At 68.9% G+C, this 20,480-nt stretch carries 22 protein-coding genes and 1 tRNA gene; 8 read left to right on the forward strand and 15 right to left on the reverse strand.

From position 1 onward, the window contains the following. Window positions 1–19: 19 nt before the first annotated feature. Window positions 20–1,477 carry a bifunctional UDP-N-acetylglucosamine diphosphorylase/glucosamine-1-phosphate N-acetyltransferase GlmU gene (gene glmU / locus LQ757_RS11000; RefSeq protein ID WP_231047242.1) on the reverse strand — a complete coding sequence of 486 codons (1,458 nt, stop codon included), beginning with the start codon at window positions 1,475–1,477 and terminating at the stop codon, window positions 20–22. A gap of 1 nt (window position 1,478) precedes the next feature. After that, a tRNA-Gln gene (locus tag LQ757_RS11005) sits at window positions 1,479–1,550 on the reverse strand. Between the two features lie 127 nt (window positions 1,551–1,677). Here LQ757_RS11005 and LQ757_RS11010 point away from each other — a divergent pair. The 3 genes from LQ757_RS11010 (at window position 1,678) to LQ757_RS11020 (ending at window position 3,016) form a co-directional block, all read left to right on the forward strand. After that, complete coding sequence (locus LQ757_RS11010) at window positions 1,678–1,998, forward strand: ArsR/SmtB family transcription factor (RefSeq protein WP_231047243.1); 321 nt, start codon at window positions 1,678–1,680, stop codon at window positions 1,996–1,998. Continuing rightward, window positions 1,995–2,432, forward strand: a complete 438-nt coding sequence (locus LQ757_RS11015) for an SRPBCC family protein (protein ID WP_231047244.1) — start codon at window positions 1,995–1,997, stop codon at window positions 2,430–2,432. The genes LQ757_RS11010 and LQ757_RS11015 overlap by 4 nt, the downstream gene beginning before the upstream one ends. Window positions 2,433–2,524: 92 nt before the next feature. Continuing rightward, window positions 2,525–3,016, forward strand: coding sequence for a MarR family winged helix-turn-helix transcriptional regulator (locus LQ757_RS11020; protein ID WP_231047245.1), 492 nt, complete (start codon window positions 2,525–2,527; stop codon window positions 3,014–3,016). A gap of 145 nt (window positions 3,017–3,161) precedes the next feature. Here LQ757_RS11020 and LQ757_RS11025 read toward each other — a convergent pair whose 3' ends face one another. The 11 genes from LQ757_RS11025 to rsmI form a co-directional block, all read right to left on the reverse strand. Then, the gene (locus LQ757_RS11025; RefSeq protein WP_231047246.1) at window positions 3,162–3,821 is read right to left on the reverse strand and encodes a methionine ABC transporter permease; all 660 of its coding nucleotides are present in this window, start codon (window positions 3,819–3,821) and stop codon (window positions 3,162–3,164) included. Continuing rightward, window positions 3,821–4,849, reverse strand: a complete 1,029-nt coding sequence (locus LQ757_RS11030) for a methionine ABC transporter ATP-binding protein (protein WP_231047247.1) — start codon at window positions 4,847–4,849, stop codon at window positions 3,821–3,823. Before LQ757_RS11030 ends, LQ757_RS11025 begins: the two co-directional genes overlap by 1 nt. A gap of 96 nt (window positions 4,850–4,945) precedes the next feature. Further along, window positions 4,946–5,842 carry a MetQ/NlpA family ABC transporter substrate-binding protein gene (locus tag LQ757_RS11035; protein ID WP_231047248.1) on the reverse strand — a complete coding sequence of 299 codons (897 nt, stop codon included), beginning with the start codon at window positions 5,840–5,842 and terminating at the stop codon, window positions 4,946–4,948. 192 nt (window positions 5,843–6,034) lie between these two features. Next, complete coding sequence (locus LQ757_RS11040; RefSeq protein WP_231047249.1) at window positions 6,035–7,939, reverse strand: ABC-F family ATP-binding cassette domain-containing protein; 1,905 nt, start codon at window positions 7,937–7,939, stop codon at window positions 6,035–6,037. Between the two features lie 65 nt (window positions 7,940–8,004). Beyond that, a complete protein-coding gene (locus tag LQ757_RS11045) occupies window positions 8,005–8,937 on the reverse strand; it encodes a 4-(cytidine 5'-diphospho)-2-C-methyl-D-erythritol kinase (RefSeq protein ID WP_231047250.1) in 933 nt (310 codons plus the stop codon). A 41-nt stretch (window positions 8,938–8,978) separates the two neighbouring features. Beyond that, window positions 8,979–9,521 (reverse strand): DUF4287 domain-containing protein, encoded by a 543-nt coding sequence (locus LQ757_RS11050; RefSeq protein ID WP_231047251.1) that lies wholly within the window; start codon window positions 9,519–9,521, stop codon window positions 8,979–8,981. Between the two features lie 9 nt (window positions 9,522–9,530). Next, on the reverse strand, window positions 9,531–10,409 hold the full coding sequence (gene rsmA / locus LQ757_RS11055; protein WP_231047252.1) for a 16S rRNA (adenine(1518)-N(6)/adenine(1519)-N(6))-dimethyltransferase RsmA: 879 nt from the start codon (window positions 10,407–10,409) through the stop codon (window positions 9,531–9,533). A 15-nt stretch (window positions 10,410–10,424) separates the two neighbouring features. Continuing rightward, window positions 10,425–11,315 (reverse strand): TatD family hydrolase, encoded by an 891-nt coding sequence (locus tag LQ757_RS11060; RefSeq protein WP_231047253.1) that lies wholly within the window; start codon window positions 11,313–11,315, stop codon window positions 10,425–10,427. A gap of 10 nt (window positions 11,316–11,325) precedes the next feature. Then, window positions 11,326–12,885, reverse strand: coding sequence for a methionine--tRNA ligase (gene metG, locus LQ757_RS11065; RefSeq protein ID WP_231047254.1), 1,560 nt, complete (start codon window positions 12,883–12,885; stop codon window positions 11,326–11,328). 30 nt (window positions 12,886–12,915) lie between these two features. Continuing rightward, window positions 12,916–14,055, reverse strand: coding sequence for an NADP-dependent oxidoreductase (locus LQ757_RS11070; RefSeq protein ID WP_231047255.1), 1,140 nt, complete (start codon window positions 14,053–14,055; stop codon window positions 12,916–12,918). A gap of 115 nt (window positions 14,056–14,170) precedes the next feature. Then, window positions 14,171–14,995, reverse strand: a complete 825-nt coding sequence (gene rsmI / locus LQ757_RS11075; protein ID WP_231047256.1) for a 16S rRNA (cytidine(1402)-2'-O)-methyltransferase — start codon at window positions 14,993–14,995, stop codon at window positions 14,171–14,173. A 206-nt stretch (window positions 14,996–15,201) separates the two neighbouring features. Here rsmI and LQ757_RS11080 point away from each other — a divergent pair, with 206 nt between their 5' ends. Both LQ757_RS11080 and LQ757_RS11085 read left to right on the forward strand, forming a co-directional pair. Then, window positions 15,202–16,107: a hypothetical protein gene (locus tag LQ757_RS11080; protein WP_231047257.1), complete on the forward strand. Its 906-nt coding sequence runs from the start codon at window positions 15,202–15,204 to the stop codon at window positions 16,105–16,107. Window positions 16,108–16,385: 278 nt separating this feature from the next. Continuing rightward, window positions 16,386–16,706 (forward strand): YciI family protein, encoded by a 321-nt coding sequence (locus tag LQ757_RS11085; RefSeq protein WP_231047258.1) that lies wholly within the window; start codon window positions 16,386–16,388, stop codon window positions 16,704–16,706. A gap of 129 nt (window positions 16,707–16,835) precedes the next feature. Here LQ757_RS11085 and LQ757_RS11090 read toward each other — a convergent pair whose 3' ends face one another. Next, a complete protein-coding gene (locus tag LQ757_RS11090) occupies window positions 16,836–17,486 on the reverse strand; it encodes a TetR/AcrR family transcriptional regulator (RefSeq protein WP_231047259.1) in 651 nt (216 codons plus the stop codon). Between the two features lie 78 nt (window positions 17,487–17,564). Here LQ757_RS11090 and LQ757_RS11095 point away from each other — a divergent pair, with 78 nt between their 5' ends. The 3 genes from LQ757_RS11095 (at window position 17,565) to LQ757_RS11105 (ending at window position 19,796) form a co-directional block, all read left to right on the forward strand. Next, complete coding sequence (locus LQ757_RS11095; RefSeq protein ID WP_231047260.1) at window positions 17,565–18,065, forward strand: DUF6326 family protein; 501 nt, start codon at window positions 17,565–17,567, stop codon at window positions 18,063–18,065. A 173-nt stretch (window positions 18,066–18,238) separates the two neighbouring features. Further along, a complete protein-coding gene (locus tag LQ757_RS11100) occupies window positions 18,239–18,793 on the forward strand; it encodes a DUF2306 domain-containing protein (protein ID WP_231047261.1) in 555 nt (184 codons plus the stop codon). A gap of 400 nt (window positions 18,794–19,193) precedes the next feature. Beyond that, window positions 19,194–19,796 carry a dihydrofolate reductase family protein gene (locus LQ757_RS11105; protein ID WP_231047262.1) on the forward strand — a complete coding sequence of 201 codons (603 nt, stop codon included), beginning with the start codon at window positions 19,194–19,196 and terminating at the stop codon, window positions 19,794–19,796. Window positions 19,797–19,807: 11 nt separating this feature from the next. On the opposite strand, the gene LQ757_RS11110 is transcribed toward LQ757_RS11105, so the two are convergent. Continuing rightward, window positions 19,808–20,293 (reverse strand): GNAT family N-acetyltransferase, encoded by a 486-nt coding sequence (locus LQ757_RS11110; protein WP_231047263.1) that lies wholly within the window; start codon window positions 20,291–20,293, stop codon window positions 19,808–19,810. Between the last annotated feature and the right edge of the window lie 187 nt (window positions 20,294–20,480).

Here is a 20,480-nt window from a genome sequence, read left to right on the forward strand (position 1 = left end):
ACCGGTACGGGCCGGTGCGTCAGTCGGCGGCTGCGTCGTGCGATGCCGGGCCGGATGCCTCGTCGGCGGCCTCGGCCGCCTGAGCGGCCGCGGTGCCGGGCCGGTGCGTCTGGACCCACCCCTCGATGTTGCGTTGCGGGGCCACGTTCACGGCGAGTGCGCCCGCCGGGACATCCTTTCGGATGACGGTGCCGGCGCCCGTGTAGACCCCGTCGCCAATCCTAACGGGCGCGACGAAGACGCCGTGCGAACCGGTGCGCACGTGCGAACCGATCTCGGAGTGGTGCTTCTTCACGCCGTCGTAGTTGGCGAAGATCGATCCGGCGCCGATGTTCGACTGCTCGCCGATGGTGGCGTCGCCGACGTACGAGAGGTGCGGCACCTTGCTGCCGTGGCCGATCTTCGCGTTCTTCGTCTCGACGAACGCGCCGATCTTGCCGTCGGCGCCGAGCACGGTGCCCGGCCGCAGGTAGGAGAACGGGCCGACGGATGCCCCGGCACCGACGACCGCCAGGGTGCCGTCGGTTCGCCTCACCTCGGCGTTCCGGCCGATCTCGCAGTCGACCAGTGTCGTGTCGGGGCCGACGATCGCGCCGGTCTCGACGACCGTGGCGCCCTTCAGCTGCGTTCCGGGACGGATCGTGACGTCGGGCTCGATGCGAACGGTGAGGTCGATCCAGGTGGTCGTGGGGTCTTCGATCGTCACGCCGGCCAACTGCCAGCCGCGCACGATGAGCGCGTTGAGTCGCGCGGCGGTCTCGGAGAGCTGGGCGCGGTCGTTGATGCCCGCGACGAGCCACGGCTCGGAGACGGGGACGGCCTCGACCTCTGACCCGGCGGCGCGCAGCAGCCCGATGACGTCGGTGAGGTACTTCTCGCCCTGGGCGTTGTCGGTCGTGAGGTTCGCGAGCTGGTCGCGCAGCGCGGCGGCTCCGAAGGCGTAGATGCCGGCGTTGATCTCGGCGATGCGCCGCTCGTCGTCGCTCGCGTCCTTCTGCTCGACGATGCGGTCGAACCGGCCGGTGATGTCGCGTACGACGCGACCGTAGCCCGTGGGGTCGTCGTAGATCGCCGAGAGCACCGACGCCTCGGCGGCATCGGCGCGGTGCTGCCCGAGGAAGGCGGCGAGGGTGTCGGCGTTCAGCAGGGGAACGTCGCCGTTCAGCACGAGCACTTCGCCGTCGAAGTCGGCGGGGAGGGCATCGACGGCCTGCTCGACGGCGCGACCCGTGCCGGGGATCTCGTCCTGGTCGACGATGACGGTGCCCGGAAGCTCGGCCTCGACCGCCGCGGCGACGAGGTCGCGCTCGTGCCGCACGACCGCGACGACGTGGGCGGCCTCGAGCGTTCGCGCCGTGGCGAGCACGTGCGCCACGATGGGCGCGCCGGCGAGGGGATGCAGCAGCTTGGGCGTCGCGGACTTCATGCGGGTGCCCTGCCCGGCAGCGAGCACGATGATGGCGAGGTTGTTGTCCATGCTCCGCCACCAGGATTCGAACCTGGTCCTCACAGCTCCAAAGGCTGTCGTGCTGCCGTTACACCATGGCGGACCGCTCGCACCGTTCGGGTGGATCGAGCGCCCTCCAGTCTGCCAGACGCGGGCGAGACATCCGATTCGACGAGTTCGTCGCGATTCCCCTTGATAGGTGACCGATTAGTCACGTATTCTGGGGAGCGATGGATGATGACGACGCGGTGTTCAAGGCCCTCGCCGACCCCACGCGGCGGCGACTGCTCGACCACCTCTTCGAGCACGACGGGGCGCGTCTGACCGACCTCGAGGCACTCGCCGAGATGACGAGGTTCGGCGTGATGAAGCACCTGCGCGTGCTCGAGGATGCCGGGCTCGTGGTCACTCGGCGCTCGGGTCGCGAGAAGCTGCACCACCTGAACGTCGTGCCGATCCGGCTCATCCACGACCGGTGGATCGACAAGTACCGGGCCGGGCCGGCCGCGTACCTCGCCGATCTCAAGCGAGAACTGGAGCAGGAGACATGAGCAACTCGACGCAGGTCTATCACGTGTTCATCCGCGCGACGGCGGAAGACATCTGGCAGGCGGTCACGAGCCCCGAGCGCACCGCGCAGTACTTCTACGGCACGGCGATCGAGGTCACGCCCGAGGTGCGCACCACGGTTTGGCAGGACCAGGACATGGGCACAGACGCTGTACTGGAGTTCGACCCGCCGCGTCGTCTGGTGCACGAATGGCGCTCAGCGTACAACCCCGACGCCGCCGGCGAGCCGGCAAGCCGGGTCACCTGGGAGATCGAGCCGCGCGGCGACGGCATGTGCCTCGTGACGCTCACCCACGATCGGCTCGAGGCATCGCCCAAGACCGCGGCCGACGTCAGCGGACCCGGCTGGATGTACGTGCTGAGCTCGATGAAGACGCTGCTCGAGACGGGTGCGGGGCTGCCGAGGGCGAGCTGAACTCGGCGGGTTCGGGCTGCGCGCCTCGCCCGCGTGCCCACCCGCCGCCGCCGGTGCACCCGACCCGGAGTGCGGGCGGCGATAATGGCGGGATGACCGATGCCGACGAGGTCGACCGCATAGTCGACGACTGGATGCGCGAGCGCCCCGACCTCGACTTCGCCCCCCTGCAGGTGCTCTCGCGCGTCGCCCGGCTCGCGAAGCACCTCGATCGCGCGAGGCGCGATGCGTTCGCCCGGTCGGAGCTCGAGGCATCGGAGTTCGACGTGCTCTCGGCCCTGCGGCGCGCGGGTGCGCCCTTCCGGCTCTCCCCCAAGCAGCTGTTGCAGCAGACGCTCGTGTCGAGCGGCACCATGACGAACCGCATCGACCGGCTCGTCGAGCGCGGACTCGTCACGCGACAGACCGACCCGAACGACGGGCGCGGCATCCTCGTCGAGATGAGCCCGGCGGGGGTCACGCGCGTCGACGCCGCGATCACGCGACTCGTCGATGCGGAGGCGGTGCTGCTGCGCAGCCTGCCGGCGGCCGAGCAGAAACGCCTCGCCGACCTGCTGCGCAAGCTGAGCCTCGGGTTCGACTGAGGTTCGGCCCGCCGCTCACCGGTCCCGCCGCTTTCGCCCGCCGAGTGTTTCCGTTCCCACCGATGGTTCCCGTAGCTGGGGCAACACTCGGTCGGAACGGAAACACTCGGCGCGCGTCGGCGCCGCGCCGACGTTGTGGCTCGCCCTACCGCCGCATCACTTTGCGCGCGAGCCAGTTGCCGAGGAACTGCAGGGCCTGCACGAAGATCACGATGAGCAGCAGCGCCGCCCACGTGATGGCCGGCTCGAACTGCCGGTACCCGTAGACGAGGGCGAAGTTGCCGAGCCCGCCGCCGCCGATGAACCCCGCCATCGCGGTCATGTCGACGATCGCGACGACGATGAACGTGTAGCCGAGGATGAGCGGGCCGAGCGCTTCGGGGATGACGACGGTGCGCAGGATCCGCACCGGGCCGGCGCCCATCGCCCGTGCCGCCTCGATCGCACCGGGCGACACCGTGATGAGGTTCTGCTCGACGATGCGCGAGATCGCGAACGACGCGGCGATCGACAGCGAGAAGATCAGTGCGTCGTTGCCGATGCCGACCCCGATCACGTACCGCGCGAGCGGCTGCACCGCCGCGAGGAAGATGATGAACGGGATGGGGCGGAAGAAGTTGATGACGACGTTCAGCACCGTGAAGACGACCCGGTTCGGCAGCAGGCTCCCGGGTCGCGTGCTGTACAGCACGACGCCGAGCACGAGCCCGATGGCCCCGCCGATGATGAGCGTCGCCGCCACCATGTAGAGCGTCTCCGCCGCGGCGACCCAGAACTCCGAGCCGAGTTCGAACAGGCGATCCATCAGGCTGCCTCCGTCACTTCGGCACGTTCGGCGATGCGGGCGAGCGCGGCCTCGGTGGCGTCATCCGACCCCCTGATCGCCAGCGTGAGGTGACCGAACGCGCGCCCCTGGATGTCGTTGATGCCGCCGTAGACGAGTTCGAACTCGAGTCCGGCGTTCGCGAGCTCGAGGAACACGGCCGCCTGCGAGGCGTCGCCGTCGCGGAACGAGATCGTGACGATGCGGCCCTCGTGGCGTTCACGCAGCACCGCGAGCTCCGCGGGCGACGGAATGCCCTTGACCACGGTCGCGACGAATCGCTGCGACGACGGGTTCTGCGGCGTCGAGAACACCTCGAACACGTCGCCGTCCTCGATGACCCGACCGCCGTCCATGACCGCCACCTTCGTGGCGATCGACTGGATGACGTCCATCTCGTGCGTGATGACGATGATGGTGACGCCGAACTCGCGGTTCACCCGCTTCAGCAACTGCAGCACCTCGTGCGTCGTCTCGGGGTCGAGCGCGCTCGTCGCCTCGTCGGCGAGGAGCAGCCGCGGCGAGGTGGCGAGCGCGCGAGCGATGCCGACGCGCTGCTTCTGCCCGCCCGACAGCTGGTCGGGGTAGTTCTTCGCCTTGTCGGTGAGGCCGACGAACTCCAGCAGCTCCGAGACGCGGGCCGCGATCTCGGTCTTCGACCAGCCCGCCACCTTCAGCGGATAGGCGACGTTGCCCCAGACGGTCTTCGAGTTGAACAGGTTGAACTGCTGGAAGATCATGCCGATGCCGAGACGGATGCTGCGGAGCTCGCGTTCCGGCAGGCCGGTGAGCTCTCGGCCGTCGAACGAGATGCTGCCCGAGCTCGCCGGCTCGAGCGCATTCACGAGACGGACGAGCGTCGACTTGCCCGCTCCCGAGTACCCGATGATGCCGTAGACATCGCCGGGCTCGACGTCGAGGGTCACGTCGTTCACCGCGACGACGGCTCGGCCGCCCTTGTCGGGTGCGGGGTACGTCTTCGAGACGTTGGTGAGGCTCACGAGAGCCATGTGGTGCTCCTTCCGCACGCGGCGACGGGCGGCAGGGCCGGATTCCGGCGCCCACCGCCCGTTCGCGCAGCGATCGATCCGAGGATCGGTCGCGGACTACTTCGCCGCCTCGGTGTCGGCCTCGACCTTGGCGAGCGACTCGACCAGGTCGGGGACGGGGGTCTGCACGGCCAGGCCGGTGCCGGCCGACGACTCGAGCAGGCCGGCCTGCACGGCTTCATCGGTCTGGAAGATCTCGACGAGCTTCAGGTAGGTCTCGTTGTCCTTGTCTTCGGCGCGGGTCGCGAAGATGTTGACGTAGGGCAGCGCGTTCGGGTCTTCGGGGTCGTCCTTGGCGATCGCGTCCTCGAACGCGAGGCCGGCGTCCTCGACGAAGTCGTTGTTGATGATCGCCGCGGCGAGGTCGGGCAGCGACGTCGGGGTGAGCGAGGCCTCGAGCGCGGTGACCTTGACCTTCGACTTCGCCTCGTCGATGTCGGCGAGGTCGGAGAAGATCGTGCCGCCGCTCTTCAACTCGATGAGGCCGGCCGACTGCAGAACGAGCAGACCGCGGGCCTGGTTCGATGCGTCGTTCGGCACGGCGACGGTCTCGCCCTCGGGGATGTCCTCGACCGACTCGTACTTCGTCGAGTAGAGGCCGAGCGGGTAGATCGCGGTCGAGCCGATCGGCGTGAGGTCCTCACCGGCGGACACGTTGTAGTCGGCGAGGTACACGATGTGCTGGAACTGGTTCAGGTCGAGCTCGCCCTCGGTCGTGGCGGGATTCGGCTGCGCGTAATCCGCGAAGTCCACGATCTCGATCGTGATGCCTTCTTCGGCCGCGGCCTCTTCGAACGCGGCCCACTGCGGGTCGCCCTTGCCGACGACGCCGATCTTCACGACCTCGCCCGAGGCGTCGCCCCCCTCGCCCGCGGCCGGCGTCGCGCAGGCGGCGAGCCCGAAGACGAGCGGTGCCGCGAGGAGTGCGGCGATGAACTTGGAGCGCTGTGACATGTGAGTGGGTTCCCTTCGCGTTTCGGCGCGCCGCGATCTGGTGCTGATGAGCAGTTGGGAGACATGGCTCCGCCCCTGTTCGTGACAGTGGGAGGGCGACGATGCCGCGAGCGCGGGCGCAACATCCACGTTAGGCGAAGGTTCTTTGCCTTCTGGCCGTGACGGTCACAGTCCGTCACAGATCCTGCGATGCTAGCCCTCGAGGAGTTCGGAAACTTCGAGCCAGCGAGTTTCGAGGTCGGCGACGGATGCCTCGAGCCCCGCCAGCTCGTCGCCGAGCGCCCCGAGCCCCACGTAGTCGGACTGGTCGTGGCGCGCGAGCTTCTCGTGCTGCGCGGCGATCTCGGCCTGCAGCCGTTCGAGCCTGCGGTCGATCGAGCTGAGCTCCTTCTCGGCGGCGCGGCGTTCCGCGCCGGCGAGTGCGGGTGCGAGCGCGGGCTGTGCAGGTTGAGGAGCCCGCGCAGCGGGCGTCTCGATACCCCGTCGCGCGTCCGGCGCAGCCGCTCGTGCCGCATCCACGCCCCTGCGCAGTTCGAGATACTGCTCGACCCCGCGCGGAAGGTCGCGCAGGTGCCCGTCGATGATCGCCAGCTGCCGGTCGGTGACCCGCTCGATGAGGTAGCGGTCGTGCGACACGACGAGCAGCGTGCCCGGCCACGAGTCGAGCAGGTCCTCGATGGCGGCGAGCATGTCGGTATCGAGGTCGTTGGTCGGCTCATCGAGGATGAGCACGTTCGGTTCCTGCAACAGGATCAGCAGCAGCTGCAGCCGACGCTTCTGCCCGCCCGAGAGGTTCTTCACCGGCGTCGAGAGCTGCGCGTTCGTGAAGCCGAGCCGCTCGAGCAGCTGTCCGGGCGTGAGCTCGACCGACTTCGAGCCTTCGCCGACCTTGTACGACGTGCGCTGTTCGGCGACGACCGCGCTGACCCGCTGGTCGGCCCACTCGGCGAGTTCGGCGAGCTCCTGGCTGAGGGTCGCGATCTTCACGGTCTTGCCGCGCTTCACTCGCCCCGTCGTGGGCGCCACCGCGCCCGTGACGAGGCCGAGCAGTGTCGACTTGCCGGCGCCGTTCACGCCGAGGATCCCGGTGCGCTCCCCAGGCGCGATGCGCCACTCGAGTTCGTGCAGCACGGTCTTCACCGCTGGTTGAGGAGCGCCCGGCGAAGCCGGAGGCGTCTCGAGACCGCCGGTCGCGGCATCCGCAACCGGGTATTCGACCGACACGTCGATGAGGTCGACGACGTCCTTGCCGAGCCGCGACACCGCGAGCCGGCTGAGCTCGACCGGGTTGCGCACGGGCGGTTCGTTCTCGATGAGCTGGTTCGCCGCCTCGATGCGGAACTTCGGCTTCGAGGTGCGCGCGGGCGCGCCGCGACGAAGCCAGGCGAGTTCCTTGCGCATGAGGTTCTGGCGCTTCGCCTCGGATGCCGCGGCCATGCGATCGCGTTCGACGCGCTGCAGCACGTAGGCGGCGTACCCGCCCTCGAAGGGCTCGACGATGCCGTCGTGCACCTCCCACGTGGCCGTGCAGACCTCGTCGAGGAACCACCGGTCGTGGGTGACGACGACGAGCGCGCCGGCGTTCGCACCCCACCGTGCCTTCAGGTGCCCGGCGAGCCAGGCGATGCCCTCGACGTCGAGGTGGTTCGTGGGCTCGTCGAGGAACACGACGTCCCACTCGCCGACGAGCAGTGCGGCGAGCCCGACCCGTCGCCGCTGCCCACCCGAGAGGCTTGCGATCTGCGCCTGCCACGGGACATCCGCCAGCAGGCCGGCGATGACATCGCGGACCTTCGCGTCGCCTGCCCACACGTGTTCCTCGATGCCGCCGACGACCGCCTCGGCGACCGTGAGGCCCGGGTCGACGACGTCGGCCTGGTCGAGCATGCCGATGCGGATGCCGCGACGCAGCGTCACCCGTCCGCCATCGGGTTCGAGGCGGCCCGCGAGCAGCTTCAGGAGGGTCGACTTGCCGTCGCCGTTGCGGCCGACGACGCCGATGCGGTCGCCCTCGTCGATGCCGAGGGTGACCTCGTCGAAGACGGTGCGCGTCGGGAACTCGAGGTGCAGGCGCTCGGCGCCGAGGAGGTGTGCCATGTCCAGTCGAGCCTAGTCGCCGCGCTGCGGCGCGAACTCAGCGGCGAGACCTCAGCGGCGAGACCTCAGCTGTGCAGTACGCGTGCCCCGTGCACCGGGCCGTGCACGTGCACCGCGGTGAGCCGCGCGGCGGACAGCGCGACCTGGAGATCGATCGCCGTATCGGCGTCGTCGACGAGGAACGCGATCGTCGGCCCCGATCCCGACACGATCCCCGCGAGCGCTCCGTGCACTTCGCCGAGCTCGAGGATGCCGCCGAGTCCGGGGGCGAGGCCGATCGCGGCCGCCTGCAGGTCGTTGTGCAGGGCGTCGGCCAGCAAGCGAGGGTCGCCGGCGCGCAATGCCTGCAGCACGCCGGTGTCGACCGCCGGCGCCGCGCTACCGGGATTCAGGTCGGGAAAGCCCGCGCGCCGCCGGTCGAGCTCGCGGTACACGCCCGGTGTCGAGAGCCCGAACTCCGCGACCGCGAGCACCCAGTGGAACGAGCCGGTGGCGAGCGCGGGGCTCAGCCGGTCACCCCGCCCCGTGCCGATGGCGGTTCCCCCGGTGAGCGCGAACGGCACGTCGGCGCCGAGCTTCGCGGCGAGCGCGTGCAGTTCCTCCTTCGGCAGTCCGGTGCCCCACAGGGCGTCGCACGCGACGAGCGTGGCCGCGGCATCGGCCGAGCCGCCGCCCATGCCGCCCGCGATCGGCACGTTCTTCTCGATCTCGAGGCGCACGCCGCCGGGCACTCCGACGGTGCGTGCGAGCAGCTTCGCCGCCTTGATCGCGAGGTTCGACCCGTCGGTGACGAGGCCCGACGTGTCGATCGAGCCGCTGAAGCTGACGCTGAACTCGTCGTCGCTCCAAGCCCGCACGTCTTCGTAGAGCGAGACGGCCTGGTAGGCCGTGGCGACATCGTGATATCCGTCGGGCTGCACCGCGCCGACTCGCATGAACAGGTTGATCTTGCCCGGCGCCCGCACGTGCACTGCCTCGTCGGCCCAGGCGATCGTCATGGTTCCACGCTATCCCACGGGTCGCCGGCGACGTCGGCGGCTCAGCCGACGGATGCGAGCCATCCGCGCATGCGCGTCTTGACGTCGACGAGGCGCGCGTCGTCGGGCATGCGGCCCCACACGAGCCCGATCGACGCCTTGCCGCCCGGGCGATCGCTCGATGAGGCGAGCACGTACTCGCCGTCATCGAGCGGGAACCGCGCGGTCGGGTGCTTCGCGTCGAGGTTGAGCGCGAGCGGCTCGGTGCCGAGCTCATCGGTCACGACCGCGACGAGCGCGCGCAGCGCCTCGGTCTTCTCGAGCGCGACCGTGCGGGTGACGCTCGCCTCGAAGGTTCCGTCCTGCCGTTGACCCGGGCGGCGGATGCCCCGTGCCTGTTCGTAGGCGACGGTGATGTTCTGGCTCCACCACGGATCGACGCGCTGCTCGCCTACGAGCCAGGTCGCGATGTCGCGGTGCTTCCACCCGGCGGCTCCCGCCGCATCGAGCAGGCCGAACCACTCGTCGCGGCCGCGGCCCGTGGCCGCGCGCACGGCGTCGTCGCCGACGCCGTCGGTGTTGGAGCCGACTGCATGTGATGCCATGAGTCGACGCTACCGCGCCCGCGCGATGCGCAGGAAGTCGTCCACGGTCAGCTGCTCGCCGCGCGACTCGGGATCGATCTCCGCCCGCGCGAGCACCGCGGTCGCCGCCGCCGAGGATCCGCCGAGCACGCCCGAGAGCGCCTGCCGCAGCATCTTGCGCCGCTGCTGGAACGCCGAATCGATGATCGCGAACGTGGCGGCACGTTCGGCGTCGGTGCCGGGGGCGTCACCGCGCTCGAAGCCGACGAGCACCGAATCGACGTTCGGCACGGGCCAGAACACCATGCGCGACACCTGGCCGGCGATGCGCCAGCGGCCGTACCAGGCGGCCTTCGCACTCGGTGCGCCGTAGACCTTCGATCCGGGCTCGGCGGCGAGGCGATGCCCGACCTCGGCCTGCACCATGACGATGCCCGACCGCAGCGACGGGAAGTGTTCGAGCAGGTGCAGGAGCACGGGCACCGAGACGTTGTACGGCAGGTTCGCGACAAGGCGCACCGGTTCGCGCGGCAGCTCGGTGACCCGCAGCGCGTCGTCATGCACGACGGCGAGCTCGGTGCCGGGCTGCATGATGCGCACCGTGTGCGGCAGCTGCTCGGCGAGGCGGCGGTCGATCTCGACGGCGACGACGGATGCCCCGGCCTCGAGCAACCCGAGCGTGAGCGAGCCGAGTCCGGGGCCGATCTCGAGCACGGTCTCACCACGCACGACGCCCGCGGTCTGCACGATGCGCCGCACGGTGTTGGCGTCGTGCACGAAGTTCTGCCCGAGTTTCTTCGTGGGCGTGACGTCGAGCAGCTGCGCGAGGTCGCGGATCTCCGCCGGCCCCAGCAGCCGCGGCGTCGCGACGGCTCCGTTACCCTCTGCCTCATGCCGGTGGGCGTTCACGCCGCACCCCGCTCATCAGTCCCCCGCACGGGGCTCATCATGCCACGAGCCGTACACCGCCACGGTATTCGACGCGAGCTGCGCGCAGAACTCGTCGAGATCGGCCCCGAGAACCTCTGCCATGAACCGCGCGGTGTGCGGCACCAGGTAGGGCGCGTTCGGGCGGCCGCGCAGCGGCGCCGGGGTGAGGTACGGCGCATCGGTCTCGACGAGGATGCGGTCGGCCGGCAGCACGCGCAGCGCCTCGCGCAGGTTCTCGGCGTTCTTGAACGTGATGTTGCCGGCGAACGAGCAGTACCAGCCCTCGTCGCCCGCGAGTCGCGCGAGGTCGTCGTCGCCCGAGAAGCAGTGGAACACGGTGCGCTCGGGCGCCCCCACGCGGCGCAGTGTCGCGACCACGTCGTCGTGCGCATCGCGGTCGTGGATCTGCAGCGCCAGCCCGTGCCGCTTGGCGATGTCGATGTGCGCCTCGAACGAGCGGAACTGGGCCGGCCGGCCGGCCTCGTCGGTACGGAAGTAGTCGAGCCCGGTCTCGCCGATCGCGCGCACCCGCGGCCGGGCGGCGAGCTCGTCGATGACGGCGAGCGCCGCGTCGAGGGCGCCGGATGCCTCGAGCTCGGGAGCCTCGTTGGGGTGCAGCGCCACCGCGGCGAGGAGGCGCGGCTCGCGCTCGGCCACCTCGGCCGACCAGCGGCTCGTCACGACGTCGGTGCCGACCTGCACGGCACCCGCCACCCCGACCGACGCCGCACGCTCGAGGTGCTCGTGCACATCGAGCGGCAGGGCGCCGTCGGCGATCTCGAGATGGGTGTGGTTGTCGTACACGGGCACCGCGAGCGGTTCGGGCGCGGGCGGGTACTCGACCGCTCGGCCGCCGTCGGCGCGCGTGCGCAGGTGCGCGGTCACGTCGTACCGCTCACTCGGCGACCTCGACGCGCGGGAACAGCGCCTCGAGCGGCGCGACCTGCGTGCCGACGGGCCACTCGTTCGCACGGTCGATGCGCTGGTCCTGCACGTCGCCCGGCGCGCCGAGCGCGGTCCAGAGCTTGGCCGTGGCCACGGGAAGCACGGGCGAGAGCAGCACGGCGAGCGTTCCCAGCCCGTGATAGGCGGTGGCGAGCACCGTCTCGAGCCGCTCGCGCTTCGCCGGGTCCTTGGCGAGCGTCCACGGCTCTTCGATCGTGAGGTAGCCGTTCAGCGCGTCGACGAGTTCCCACGCGGCGCCGATCGCGTCATGGATCGCGATGCGCCCGATGGCCGACCACGAGTCATCCGTCGCCCGCTGCTCGATCGCACCGATCTCGCGGTCGGCGTCGGAGAGTTCGCCGGCCGACGGCACCGCGCCGTCGCAGTAGCGAGTGATCATCGCGATGACGCGCGATGCGAGGTTGCCGAAGCCGTTGGCGAGCTCGGCCTGGTACCGCGCCGCGAGGTCTTCCCACGAGAACGAGCCGTCTTGGCCGAACGCGATCGCGCGCAGGAAGTAGTAGCGGAACGCGTCGGAGCCGAAGGTCTCGGTGATCTGCTCGGGCGCGATGCCGGTGAGCTTCGACTTCGACATCTTCTCGCCGCCGACGAGCAGCCAACCGTGCCCGAAGACGCCCGTCGGCACCTCGAGGCCGGCCGCCATGAGCATCGCCGGCCAGATGACGGCGTGGAAGCGCAGGATGTCTTTGCCGATGAGGTGCTGCGCCGGCCAGCGGCGCGCGAACTGCTCGTCGTCGTCGCCGTAGCCGACGGCCGTGATGTAGTTGAGCAGCGCGTCGAACCACACGTAGACCACGTGGGACTCGTCCCACGGGACCTTCACACCCCAGTCGAACGTGGATCGCGAGATCGACAGGTCGGCCAGGCCCGACTTCACGAACGAGACCGCCTCGTTGCGCGCCGACTCGGGCTGCACGAAGTCGGGCCGCTCGTCGTAGAGCGCGAGCAGCTTGTCGGCGAACGCCGACATGCGGAAGAAGTAGTTCTTCTCGTGCAGCAGCTCGACGGGCTTCGAGTGGATCGCGCAGACGAGCTGGCCCTCGTACTCCCCCGTTCCCTGCACGAGCTCGGACTGCTGCTTGTACTCCTCGCAGCCGACGCAGTAGTAGCCCTCGTACTCGCCCGTGTAGATGTGTCCGTCGTCGTAGAGCTTCTGCAGGAACTTCTGCACGTTGCGCTCGTGGCGCTCCTCGGTCGTGCGGATGAAGTCGTCGTTCGCGATGTCGACCGTGGCGAGCAGCGGCTCCCACGCCTCGTCGACGAGCTTGTCGGCCCACTCCTTCGGCGTCACGCCGTTCGCCGTCGCCGTGCGCAGGATCTTCTGGCCGTGCTCGTCGGTGCCCGTGAGCATCCACGTGTCGTCACCCGCCTGGCGGTGCCAGCGCGCGAGCACGTCGGCGGCAACCTCGGTGTAGGCGTGCCCGATGTGGGGCACGTCATTCACGTAGAAAATGGGCGTGGTGATGTAGAACGAGGAGCCGTCGGCCATACGTGCAATCTTATGGGCGAGCGGATGACCCTACTCGACAGATGACTGCGCTGCCGCCTTCCTCTCCCGCTCCTCGCGGTGCCGGCGCCGCACGCTGCCGTCGCCGATTGCCGGCGGTACGGCCTCCTCCACATCGAGATGCGCATGCGGCGTCGGCACGCCCAGTGTGACGTCCTGTTCCTTGATCGCGGGTTCCTTGACCTTCTGCCCGGGGTAGTCGACGACCCGCAGCCCGAGCACGATCTTTCCGGGCGCCTCACGACGGTCGAGCGCCCGGTAGGCGTCGGCGATCGAGTCCAGCGGGAACACGTCGGCGATGGGCAGACGTGCACGACGGGCGGCCACGAGCGCGGCGACCCGGCCGAGGGCGACGACGTCACCCGGGTAGAGCTCGACCGCGTCGGATCCGCGCACCGCATCCCAGTCCAGGATCGTGAGGATCCGCGAGCGCGGCACCCCGAGCTTGATCGCCTCGTGCGTCTGCCCGCCGAGGAAGTCGAGGAACGCGCTCACCGGGCGGCCGCCCGCGGGGTGGTTGGGGTCGTCGCCCAGTGCCCGCACGCGATCGGCGAGCCCGGGACCGTACGCCATCGGAATGACGCCGAACTGGCGCAGGAAGTCGAATCGCATCTCGGCGCAGGTGCCGATCACGGTGGCGCCCTTCATCCGCGCGAACTGCGCGGCGAGGCATCCGACCCCGCCCGCCGCCGCGGTGATGACGACCTCGTCGCTCGGTCCCAATCCCAGGCCCTCGATGGCGGTCCACGCCGTGGTGCCGGCGACGTACAGCGAACCGGCCACCTCCCACGTCAGCGATGGCGGCTTGGGCAGCAGTTGCCGCTCGGGCACGGCGACATACGTCGCCTGCGCGCCGCGGTCGACGTACCCCATGACCTCGTCACCGCGTGCGAACTGCTGCACGCCGGGTCCGACCGCGACGACGACGCCGGCGAGGTCGCGACCCTGCGGCGACGGAAGCTCGACCGGCCACCGCTCGGGGTGGTCGCCGCGCCGTATCGCGCTCTCGACGGGGTTCAACCCCGTCGCGAACACCTCGACGAGCACCTCGCCCTCGCCCGGCTCGGGCGTCGGCACCTCGACGACCTCGAGCACCTCTGGGCCGCCGAACTCGGCGAATCGGACTGCGTGGGTTCGAAGCGTGTGGTCCATGCGCACCTCCACCGTCGTTCGGCACCAGTTGTGCATTCGGCACCGTCGTGCTAGTGCAATTGTCCGCCAGATCCGGTGGAAACGACAGGGGCTTGTGCCCCTTCCGGGGGACGCGCTACGCGTCGCGGCGAGCGGCGAGGGCCGCTTCGTACAGGTCGCGCTTGCCGAGGCCGGTCTCACCGGCGACGAGCGCGGCGGCGTCCTTCAGCCGGGTTCCGGATGCCGCGAGCTCGAGCACCCGCCCGAGTGCGCCCTCGGGGTCGGCCGCGACGACGTCGGCACCGCCCACGACGATCACGATCTCGCCCCGCACCCCCGTCTCGGCCCACTCGGCGAGTTCGCCGAGTGGGCCGCGTCGCACCTCCTCGTGCAGCTTCGTGAGCTCACGGCACACCGCGGCGGGCCGGGTGGCGCCGAAGCCCTCTGCGAGCGCCGCGAGACTCGCGGCGAGCCGAGACGGCGACTCGAAGAACAGCAGGGTGCGCCGGTCGCCCGCGAGCTCGGCGATGCGGCGGGCTCGATCGCCGGCCTTGCGCGGCAGGAACCCCTCGAACGCGAAGCGGTCGGTGGGCAGGCCCGACACGGCGAGCGCGGTGACGACCGCCGAGGGCCCCGGGATCGCGGTGACCTCGACTCCCGCCTCGGCGGCCGCGGCGACGAGCGGGAACCCGGGGTCCGAGACGGTGGGCATGCCCGCGTCGCTCAGCACGAGCAGGTCGGTCTCGCGTGCCAGCTCCACGAGTTCGCCCGCTTTCTGCCGCTCGTTGTGCTCGTGCAGCGCGATGAGTCGTGGCCGGTTCGCGATGCCGAGTCCGGCGAGCAGGCGCTGCGTCACACGGGTGTCTTCGGATGCCACGACCGTGGCCGTCTCGAGCGCCTCACGCAGTCGCGCCGACGCGTCGCCGAGGTTGCCGATGGGCGTCGCCGCGAGGATGATCATGCACTCAGTCTGCTCTACAGACCGCAACGGTCACCCATGCTGCGGCCAGGCGAGCGGTCCTTCGTTGTCGGCGCGGCCCCCTGACTCGGGATGGCGGCACCTGGCGGGTGCGGGGAGGATGGAGGTCGACGAATCGGCTCTGCCTCAGGAGCGTCGCGACGTACGGCACCGCGTGCCGGCAGACGAGCCGAGGGAAGGCGAGGACGATGAAGCTTCTCAGGTACGCGCCAAAAGGGTTGCGCATCGGCTTGGTCGCCTTCACGATCGTGTCGAGCGCTGCGGCGCTCTCGATCGCGGTCCCGACGGGGGCGGGAGCGGCCGGCTCCGCCACTGGTTTTTCACAACCGTATGCCGGAACGCCGAAGTACGAGAAGTGGACGCCGACCCAGGCCGGCAACATCCGCCAGGTCAACCGACCACTCGGTCAGAAGGCTGCAGACCGGATCGCGCGCAAGCTCGGGCTCGACAAGCAGCTGGTCTTCACACCGGAGCAGTACGAGCTGTTCATCCGCGGCGAGGGGGTCGACGGCGATCCGGCTTCCGCGGCACTCATCGACGAGAGCGTGCGCATCTTCACGAACACGACCGGCAACCCCCTCCACGCCGACGTGAATGGCACGGTGACGCCTTTCGTGCTGGCCAGCTACGGGCTGATGGTGAGCACGAGCGGGGTGTTGATGAGCCTTGCGAATGAGGACGCGCCGACGAGGAAGGTGAACCCTCTCATCGCACCGGGTGGATACGTGGACACGTGGTGCAAGAAGAACGGCTGCGAGCAATCGCTCGCGATGCTCCATCGGTCGGCCTACCAGTCCGAGATCATCTTCGCGATCGCGTCGCAGCAGCTGCCGCAGTCGGAACCCGCCCAGCTCGTTCCCAACGTCAAGAGCGGCGGGAGGAACACGATCGTCGGGATGTCGATGGCACCGTCCATCTGGATCATCAACTTCACGCTGCTCTACGTGCTCAACCCCACCGTGGCGGCGCAGATGCCCGGCTGGTGGACGCCGATCCCTCCCGACGTAGCGGAGGCGATAGCGGCGAGCCCCCACGGACAGGTTCCCTACGGCGACTTCGAGTCGTCGTTCCCCGGTGTCATCGCGCAGCAGTGATGACGACGACGCAGGTCGAACCCGGCGACGTGCGGTTCCGGCTCGGCGAACGGTGCGACCGATGCATGACGGTGCATCCAGCCCGAACTGGGGGCAGTGACGCATCGCCTGCTTGACGATCAGTTTCGGGAGCGCTTTCAGCGGGCGGGCGGTCTCGCGAGCACACTGGTTACCGAGCAGTCCAGTTCCCGCCACATTCGTCAGACCAGTTCCACGGGATCGGAGGAGATCGCGACGCGGCGTAGACTGCGACGCGTCGGAAGCCTGGAGGGAGCGCGATGCACGCCCTGGTTCTGTTCCGGCCTGGTCCGGGCGAGCCGCCCTCGGCAGAGCTCGACGCGGCGCACGTGTCCTTCATCGTCGAGATGGCGGCGGCCGGATCGATCGTCATGGGCGGCGAGTTCGATCGCCCGGCCGGCGATTTCGCCTTCGCCTACGTCATCAGGTGCGGCACGCTCGAGGAGGCCGAAGTCATCGCGGCGAGCGAGCCATACGTTCGCGCCGACGCGTTCCTCGCCGAGGTGGTGGAATGGCGCCTGGTCGGCATCGTCCTCGACGCCTTCCGGGACGTGGCCGACGCGACTGCGCCGGATTGGTAGCGCAGCCCCGGAGTCATACAGTCGCCGAACCCGCACTTCAGCTCGAGCGTGGTCTACCTCCGCTACTGCGGTACTAGACGGTGCATAGGAGTACTAGACGGTGCATAGGAACCTTACGCTCGTAAGAATTCAAGGGGCTTGCGTGAGGCGTTGCTGAAAGCCATCGAGGATGAGGTCGAGACCGACATCGAACTCGTCGGCGAATGAGTACGTTCCGCTGCTCATGAGCTCGCCGAGCGCCCGCACGAGATGCGGGTACTCGTCTGGACTCGGCGCGACGTCCTCAGCGAACGACTTCTCGGCTCCGTCGCCAGGGGTGAAGGGAAGGCTGGACTCCGTGAGGGCGAACCCGTATACGTAAGCGTCGATCGCCGAGAACATGTGCGTGGCGAGTGCGGCCGAGAAACCGGAATTCAAGAGACATCCGAGGACTCGATCGAAGTTCCGGAGTAGCGGCGTGCCAGGTCGAGGCCGCGCCTCGATCATGCCGAGCGCCCACGGATGCTGCACGAGCACCGAACGTGCCGATCGCGCCCGGTCGGCCATGGCCGGCCGCCAGGAGTCATCGACTTCGGGAGCGCTGATCTGCTCGAACGCCCAGTCCGCCAGCGAGTCCAGCAGCGCGTTCTTGTTGGCCACGTGGTGATAGAGAGACATCGCTTCTACGCCAAGTTCGGCCGCGACGGAGCGCATGCTGACCGCAGCGATACCGCCGCGATCCGCGACCAACGCCGCCGCCTCTACGATTCGTTCCCTGCTGAGTACCGCTCGTGCATTCATGTCGCTATTGACTCCTTACTAGTGTAAGGCTAGCATCGCTCTCATCCTTACAGTCGTAAGAATCGAACAACGGAGCCCATGATGAGAACACGTCAACCGACCGCCACACTGGAAGACCAGCGGATCCCGGTGCAAGCCAAGCTCGCGGCAGCCTGGACCAGCTTCATGTTCCTCTACATCTACGTCGACTACTTCACCCTCCATAAGCCCGGCGTCATCGACGACCTCCGCGCCGGCGTCGTCTTCGAGTTCGACATCAGCCCGGCGTTGATGACCGCCTTCCTCGCGCTCATCGCGATCCCGATCTTCATGGTCGTGCTGTCGATGACGCTGCCCGCCCGGGCCAACCGCATCACGAACCTCATCGTGGCCTCCGTACAGGTCCCCTATGCGGCATTCAACGCGGTAGGTGAGTCCTGGTCCTGGACGTACTTCTACGGCCTTGGCGTCGCACTGGAATTGATCGTTCTCGCCCTCATCCTGCGCTCCGCCTGGACCTGGCCCCGCGCCGCACCGTCGGCGACCATGCCGACCATGCCGACCAGCCGTGAGGCCGATCGCGCCCAGCAGCAAGCGTGAACCCAATCGTGAGATCCCCCACTCAGCCCGACTCAGTCGTGCGCAGCGCGGGCCGCCTGATTGCCGAGCAGAAGGGAGAGCGGCAGCGATCGAGGAGCGGATGGCTTGCAATCAGCGGCCTCCTGCTGCTCAGTGCAATCCCCGTGCTCGGCGGTGCGCTTCGCCTGAGGGACGTGAGCGCCGACCCCGAAAGCACACTGCTCTTGGCCTCATCGGTGCCGATAGTTGTGCACATCGTGGCGATGAGCGTGTACTGCCTTCTCGGCGCATTCCAGTTCTCTCCGGCACTGCGAATTCGGCGCGGTTGGCACCGTACCGCCGGCCGTGCGCTGATCCCCGCTGGATTCATCGCGGCACTGTCCAGCGTCTGGCTCGCGGTCTTCTTCCGTGGCCCCCCTGATGAGCTCGCTCTCGCGATGATTCGACTCGTCTTCGCTGTAGCGATGACAATCTTTCTTGTGCTGGGAGTGATCGCGATCAAGCGTCGCGACTTCGCTGCGCACGGAGCATGGATGACGCGCGCCTACGCGATCGCCGTCTCCGGCGGAAGCCAAGCGCTCGTCTTCGCGCTGTGGACGATCATCATCGGTGAGGTCGACGTATTCGGCGAGGCATGGCTCGTTGCCGCGGGCTTCGTGATCAACAGTGTCGTGGCGGAGTTGCTCATCCGGCGACGGTCCGGCCGGCGGATGAGCGGGGTGTCGGGCCGTGGTGCGCTTGAATCATGAGGTGGTGACCGGGCTCTTGCGTTCCGCCTGGAGTGCGCCGAGCGCCGTGCTGCCGACCGTGCTGTGGCGCCGCACGAGGCCGCTGCTCATGCTCGTGATCGTCTTCGTCGTGATGGCGAGCAGCGCCCGGAACGGAAGAATCCGCGCAGCCGATTGCCGGTCCGCTTGCGGACGTCCGGTGACCGACCTATGGACCATTGGATCCGGAGCAACTGGTGCAACCGTGTCGGGTGGAACCTCAGTGGGCCTTCGGTTCAACGCACGTCGCCGCCTATGCGGGCCACTGCGTGACGCATCGACGTATCTCGCAGAAGACTTTTGGAACCTGTCGAATTGAGCCGTCGCCGTTCGTAGCACCAGTGAAGCCGCCAACTGAGTCGGCTGCGAGAGGACGAAAGCCATGACCACCACCCTGACTGTCGATTACTTCATGAGCCTCGACGGCTACGGCTCGGCCGAGGGCTGGCCGGGATACTGGGGCAAGGAAGGTCCCCAGCTGCGGCAAGACCGCGTGGACACCTTCGAGCGGGACCAGGTCTTGGTCCTCGGCGCGACGACGTTCCGCGAGTTTGCGAAGTTTGTGAAGCTGTTCGATGAGCCGTACTACGACCGCCTGAACGAGATGCCGAAGCTCGTGTTCTCGAGCACGCTCGACCCGCAGGATCCAGGCTGGGAGAACTCGACGGTGCTCGCCGAGGACGCGGTCGCCGCGATCAGACGCCTGAAGGAGACCACGGACGTCCCGTTGCGGTCGCATGGCAGCATCTCGCTGAATCGCGCACTGCTCGCGGCCGGCGTCGTCGACCGGCTCGAGGTGATGGTGTTCCCCGCCATCACCGGCAAGGCCGGATACGCCGCCCTCTTTCAAGACGGGGCGGAGTTCGACCTCGACCTGGTCGACACGACCGTGCTCGACGGCCGCACCTTGAAGCTCGTGTACGAGCCGATCCTGCATACCGCGGTCGCCGACGGCGTGGGCCCGAAGCGCCGCACCACCGAGTGAGCGAGGATCGGCTATCGGTCACCCGTGTCGAGAGCCTTGCTGTACCAGCGGTCGGAGTATGGCTCGTCGTTGAACGCCTCAACGCGCACGAATCCGAGACGTTCATAGAGGGCGCATGCCTCTCTGAGTTCGGCCCGTGTGTCCAGCCGGAGGGTGATGATCGCCCGATCCCGACAGGCCTGCTCGACAGCCTGAAGTAGCTGTGACCCTGCACCCCTCCCGCGATGGCTCGGCAACGTGAAGACCTTCGTCAGTTCCGCCGCACCGTCCATGAAGCGCGCCCCGGCACAGGCGATCGCGCACCCACCCTCCGTGGCGACGAGGAAGACCCCGGTGTCTTCTCGCAAGTCGTCATATGGCTCGTCCCGCAGAGCTTGTTCCACCTCGTCAGGCGTCGCCGGCCGCCCATGCCATCGCGACGCCACATCGGTCATGTAGGCGCACACGATCGAGTCAGCGGTGGGCGAGCCTGGGCGAGTGACCTCGATCGTGAACATGGCAAGGAAGCCTAAGCCCGGGCCGGCGTGTGTGCGGTCGCCCCACCACCGATCCGGGTGCGGCGCCTCGTGCCTCCTGTCGGTAGTGCGGCATAGGCTCCGTCGCCACCCTCGACGGCCTTGCGCCGCATCACCGTGGGCTGCCCGGTGGCGAGGAGCGCGCAACGGGCGGCGCCCAACTTCGGAC

It is taken from the genome of Agromyces cavernae (assembly GCF_021044935.1).
Lineage (GTDB): Bacteria > Actinomycetota > Actinomycetes > Actinomycetales > Microbacteriaceae > Agromyces > Agromyces cavernae.

Excerpts from the sequence above, each read along its gene's own strand:
- LQ757_RS11030 (WP_231047247.1), bottom strand. The coding sequence starts at position 4,849 with ATGGCTCTCGTGAGCCTCACCAACGTCTCGAAGACGTACCCCGCACCC.
- LQ757_RS11025 (WP_231047246.1), bottom strand. The coding sequence starts at position 3,821 with ATGGATCGCCTGTTCGAACTCGGCTCGGAGTTCTGGGTCGCCGCGGCG.
- glmU (WP_231047242.1), bottom strand. The coding sequence starts at position 1,477 with ATGGACAACAACCTCGCCATCATCGTGCTCGCTGCCGGGCAGGGCACC.
- LQ757_RS11010 (WP_231047243.1), top strand. The coding sequence starts at position 1,678 with ATGGATGATGACGACGCGGTGTTCAAGGCCCTCGCCGACCCCACGCGG.
- LQ757_RS11035 (WP_231047248.1), bottom strand. The coding sequence starts at position 5,842 with ATGTCACAGCGCTCCAAGTTCATCGCCGCACTCCTCGCGGCACCGCTC.
- rsmI (WP_231047256.1), bottom strand. The coding sequence starts at position 14,995 with ATGATCATCCTCGCGGCGACGCCCATCGGCAACCTCGGCGACGCGTCG.
- LQ757_RS11110 (WP_231047263.1), bottom strand. The coding sequence starts at position 20,293 with ATGTTCACGATCGAGGTCACTCGCCCAGGCTCGCCCACCGCTGACTCG.
- LQ757_RS11070 (WP_231047255.1), bottom strand. The coding sequence starts at position 14,055 with ATGGACCACACGCTTCGAACCCACGCAGTCCGATTCGCCGAGTTCGGC.
- LQ757_RS11105 (WP_231047262.1), top strand. The coding sequence starts at position 19,194 with ATGACCACCACCCTGACTGTCGATTACTTCATGAGCCTCGACGGCTAC.
- LQ757_RS11095 (WP_231047260.1), top strand. The coding sequence starts at position 17,565 with ATGATGAGAACACGTCAACCGACCGCCACACTGGAAGACCAGCGGATC.
- LQ757_RS11085 (WP_231047258.1), top strand. The coding sequence starts at position 16,386 with ATGCACGCCCTGGTTCTGTTCCGGCCTGGTCCGGGCGAGCCGCCCTCG.
- LQ757_RS11045 (WP_231047250.1), bottom strand. The coding sequence starts at position 8,937 with ATGACGATCGCCTGGGCCGACGAGGCAGTGCACGTGCGGGCGCCGGGC.
- LQ757_RS11090 (WP_231047259.1), bottom strand. The coding sequence starts at position 17,486 with ATGAATGCACGAGCGGTACTCAGCAGGGAACGAATCGTAGAGGCGGCG.
- LQ757_RS11050 (WP_231047251.1), bottom strand. The coding sequence starts at position 9,521 with ATGGCATCACATGCAGTCGGCTCCAACACCGACGGCGTCGGCGACGAC.
- LQ757_RS11015 (WP_231047244.1), top strand. The coding sequence starts at position 1,995 with ATGAGCAACTCGACGCAGGTCTATCACGTGTTCATCCGCGCGACGGCG.
- LQ757_RS11040 (WP_231047249.1), bottom strand. The coding sequence starts at position 7,939 with ATGGCACACCTCCTCGGCGCCGAGCGCCTGCACCTCGAGTTCCCGACG.
- LQ757_RS11080 (WP_231047257.1), top strand. The coding sequence starts at position 15,202 with ATGAAGCTTCTCAGGTACGCGCCAAAAGGGTTGCGCATCGGCTTGGTC.
- metG (WP_231047254.1), bottom strand. The coding sequence starts at position 12,885 with ATGGCCGACGGCTCCTCGTTCTACATCACCACGCCCATTTTCTACGTG.
- LQ757_RS11020 (WP_231047245.1), top strand. The coding sequence starts at position 2,525 with ATGACCGATGCCGACGAGGTCGACCGCATAGTCGACGACTGGATGCGC.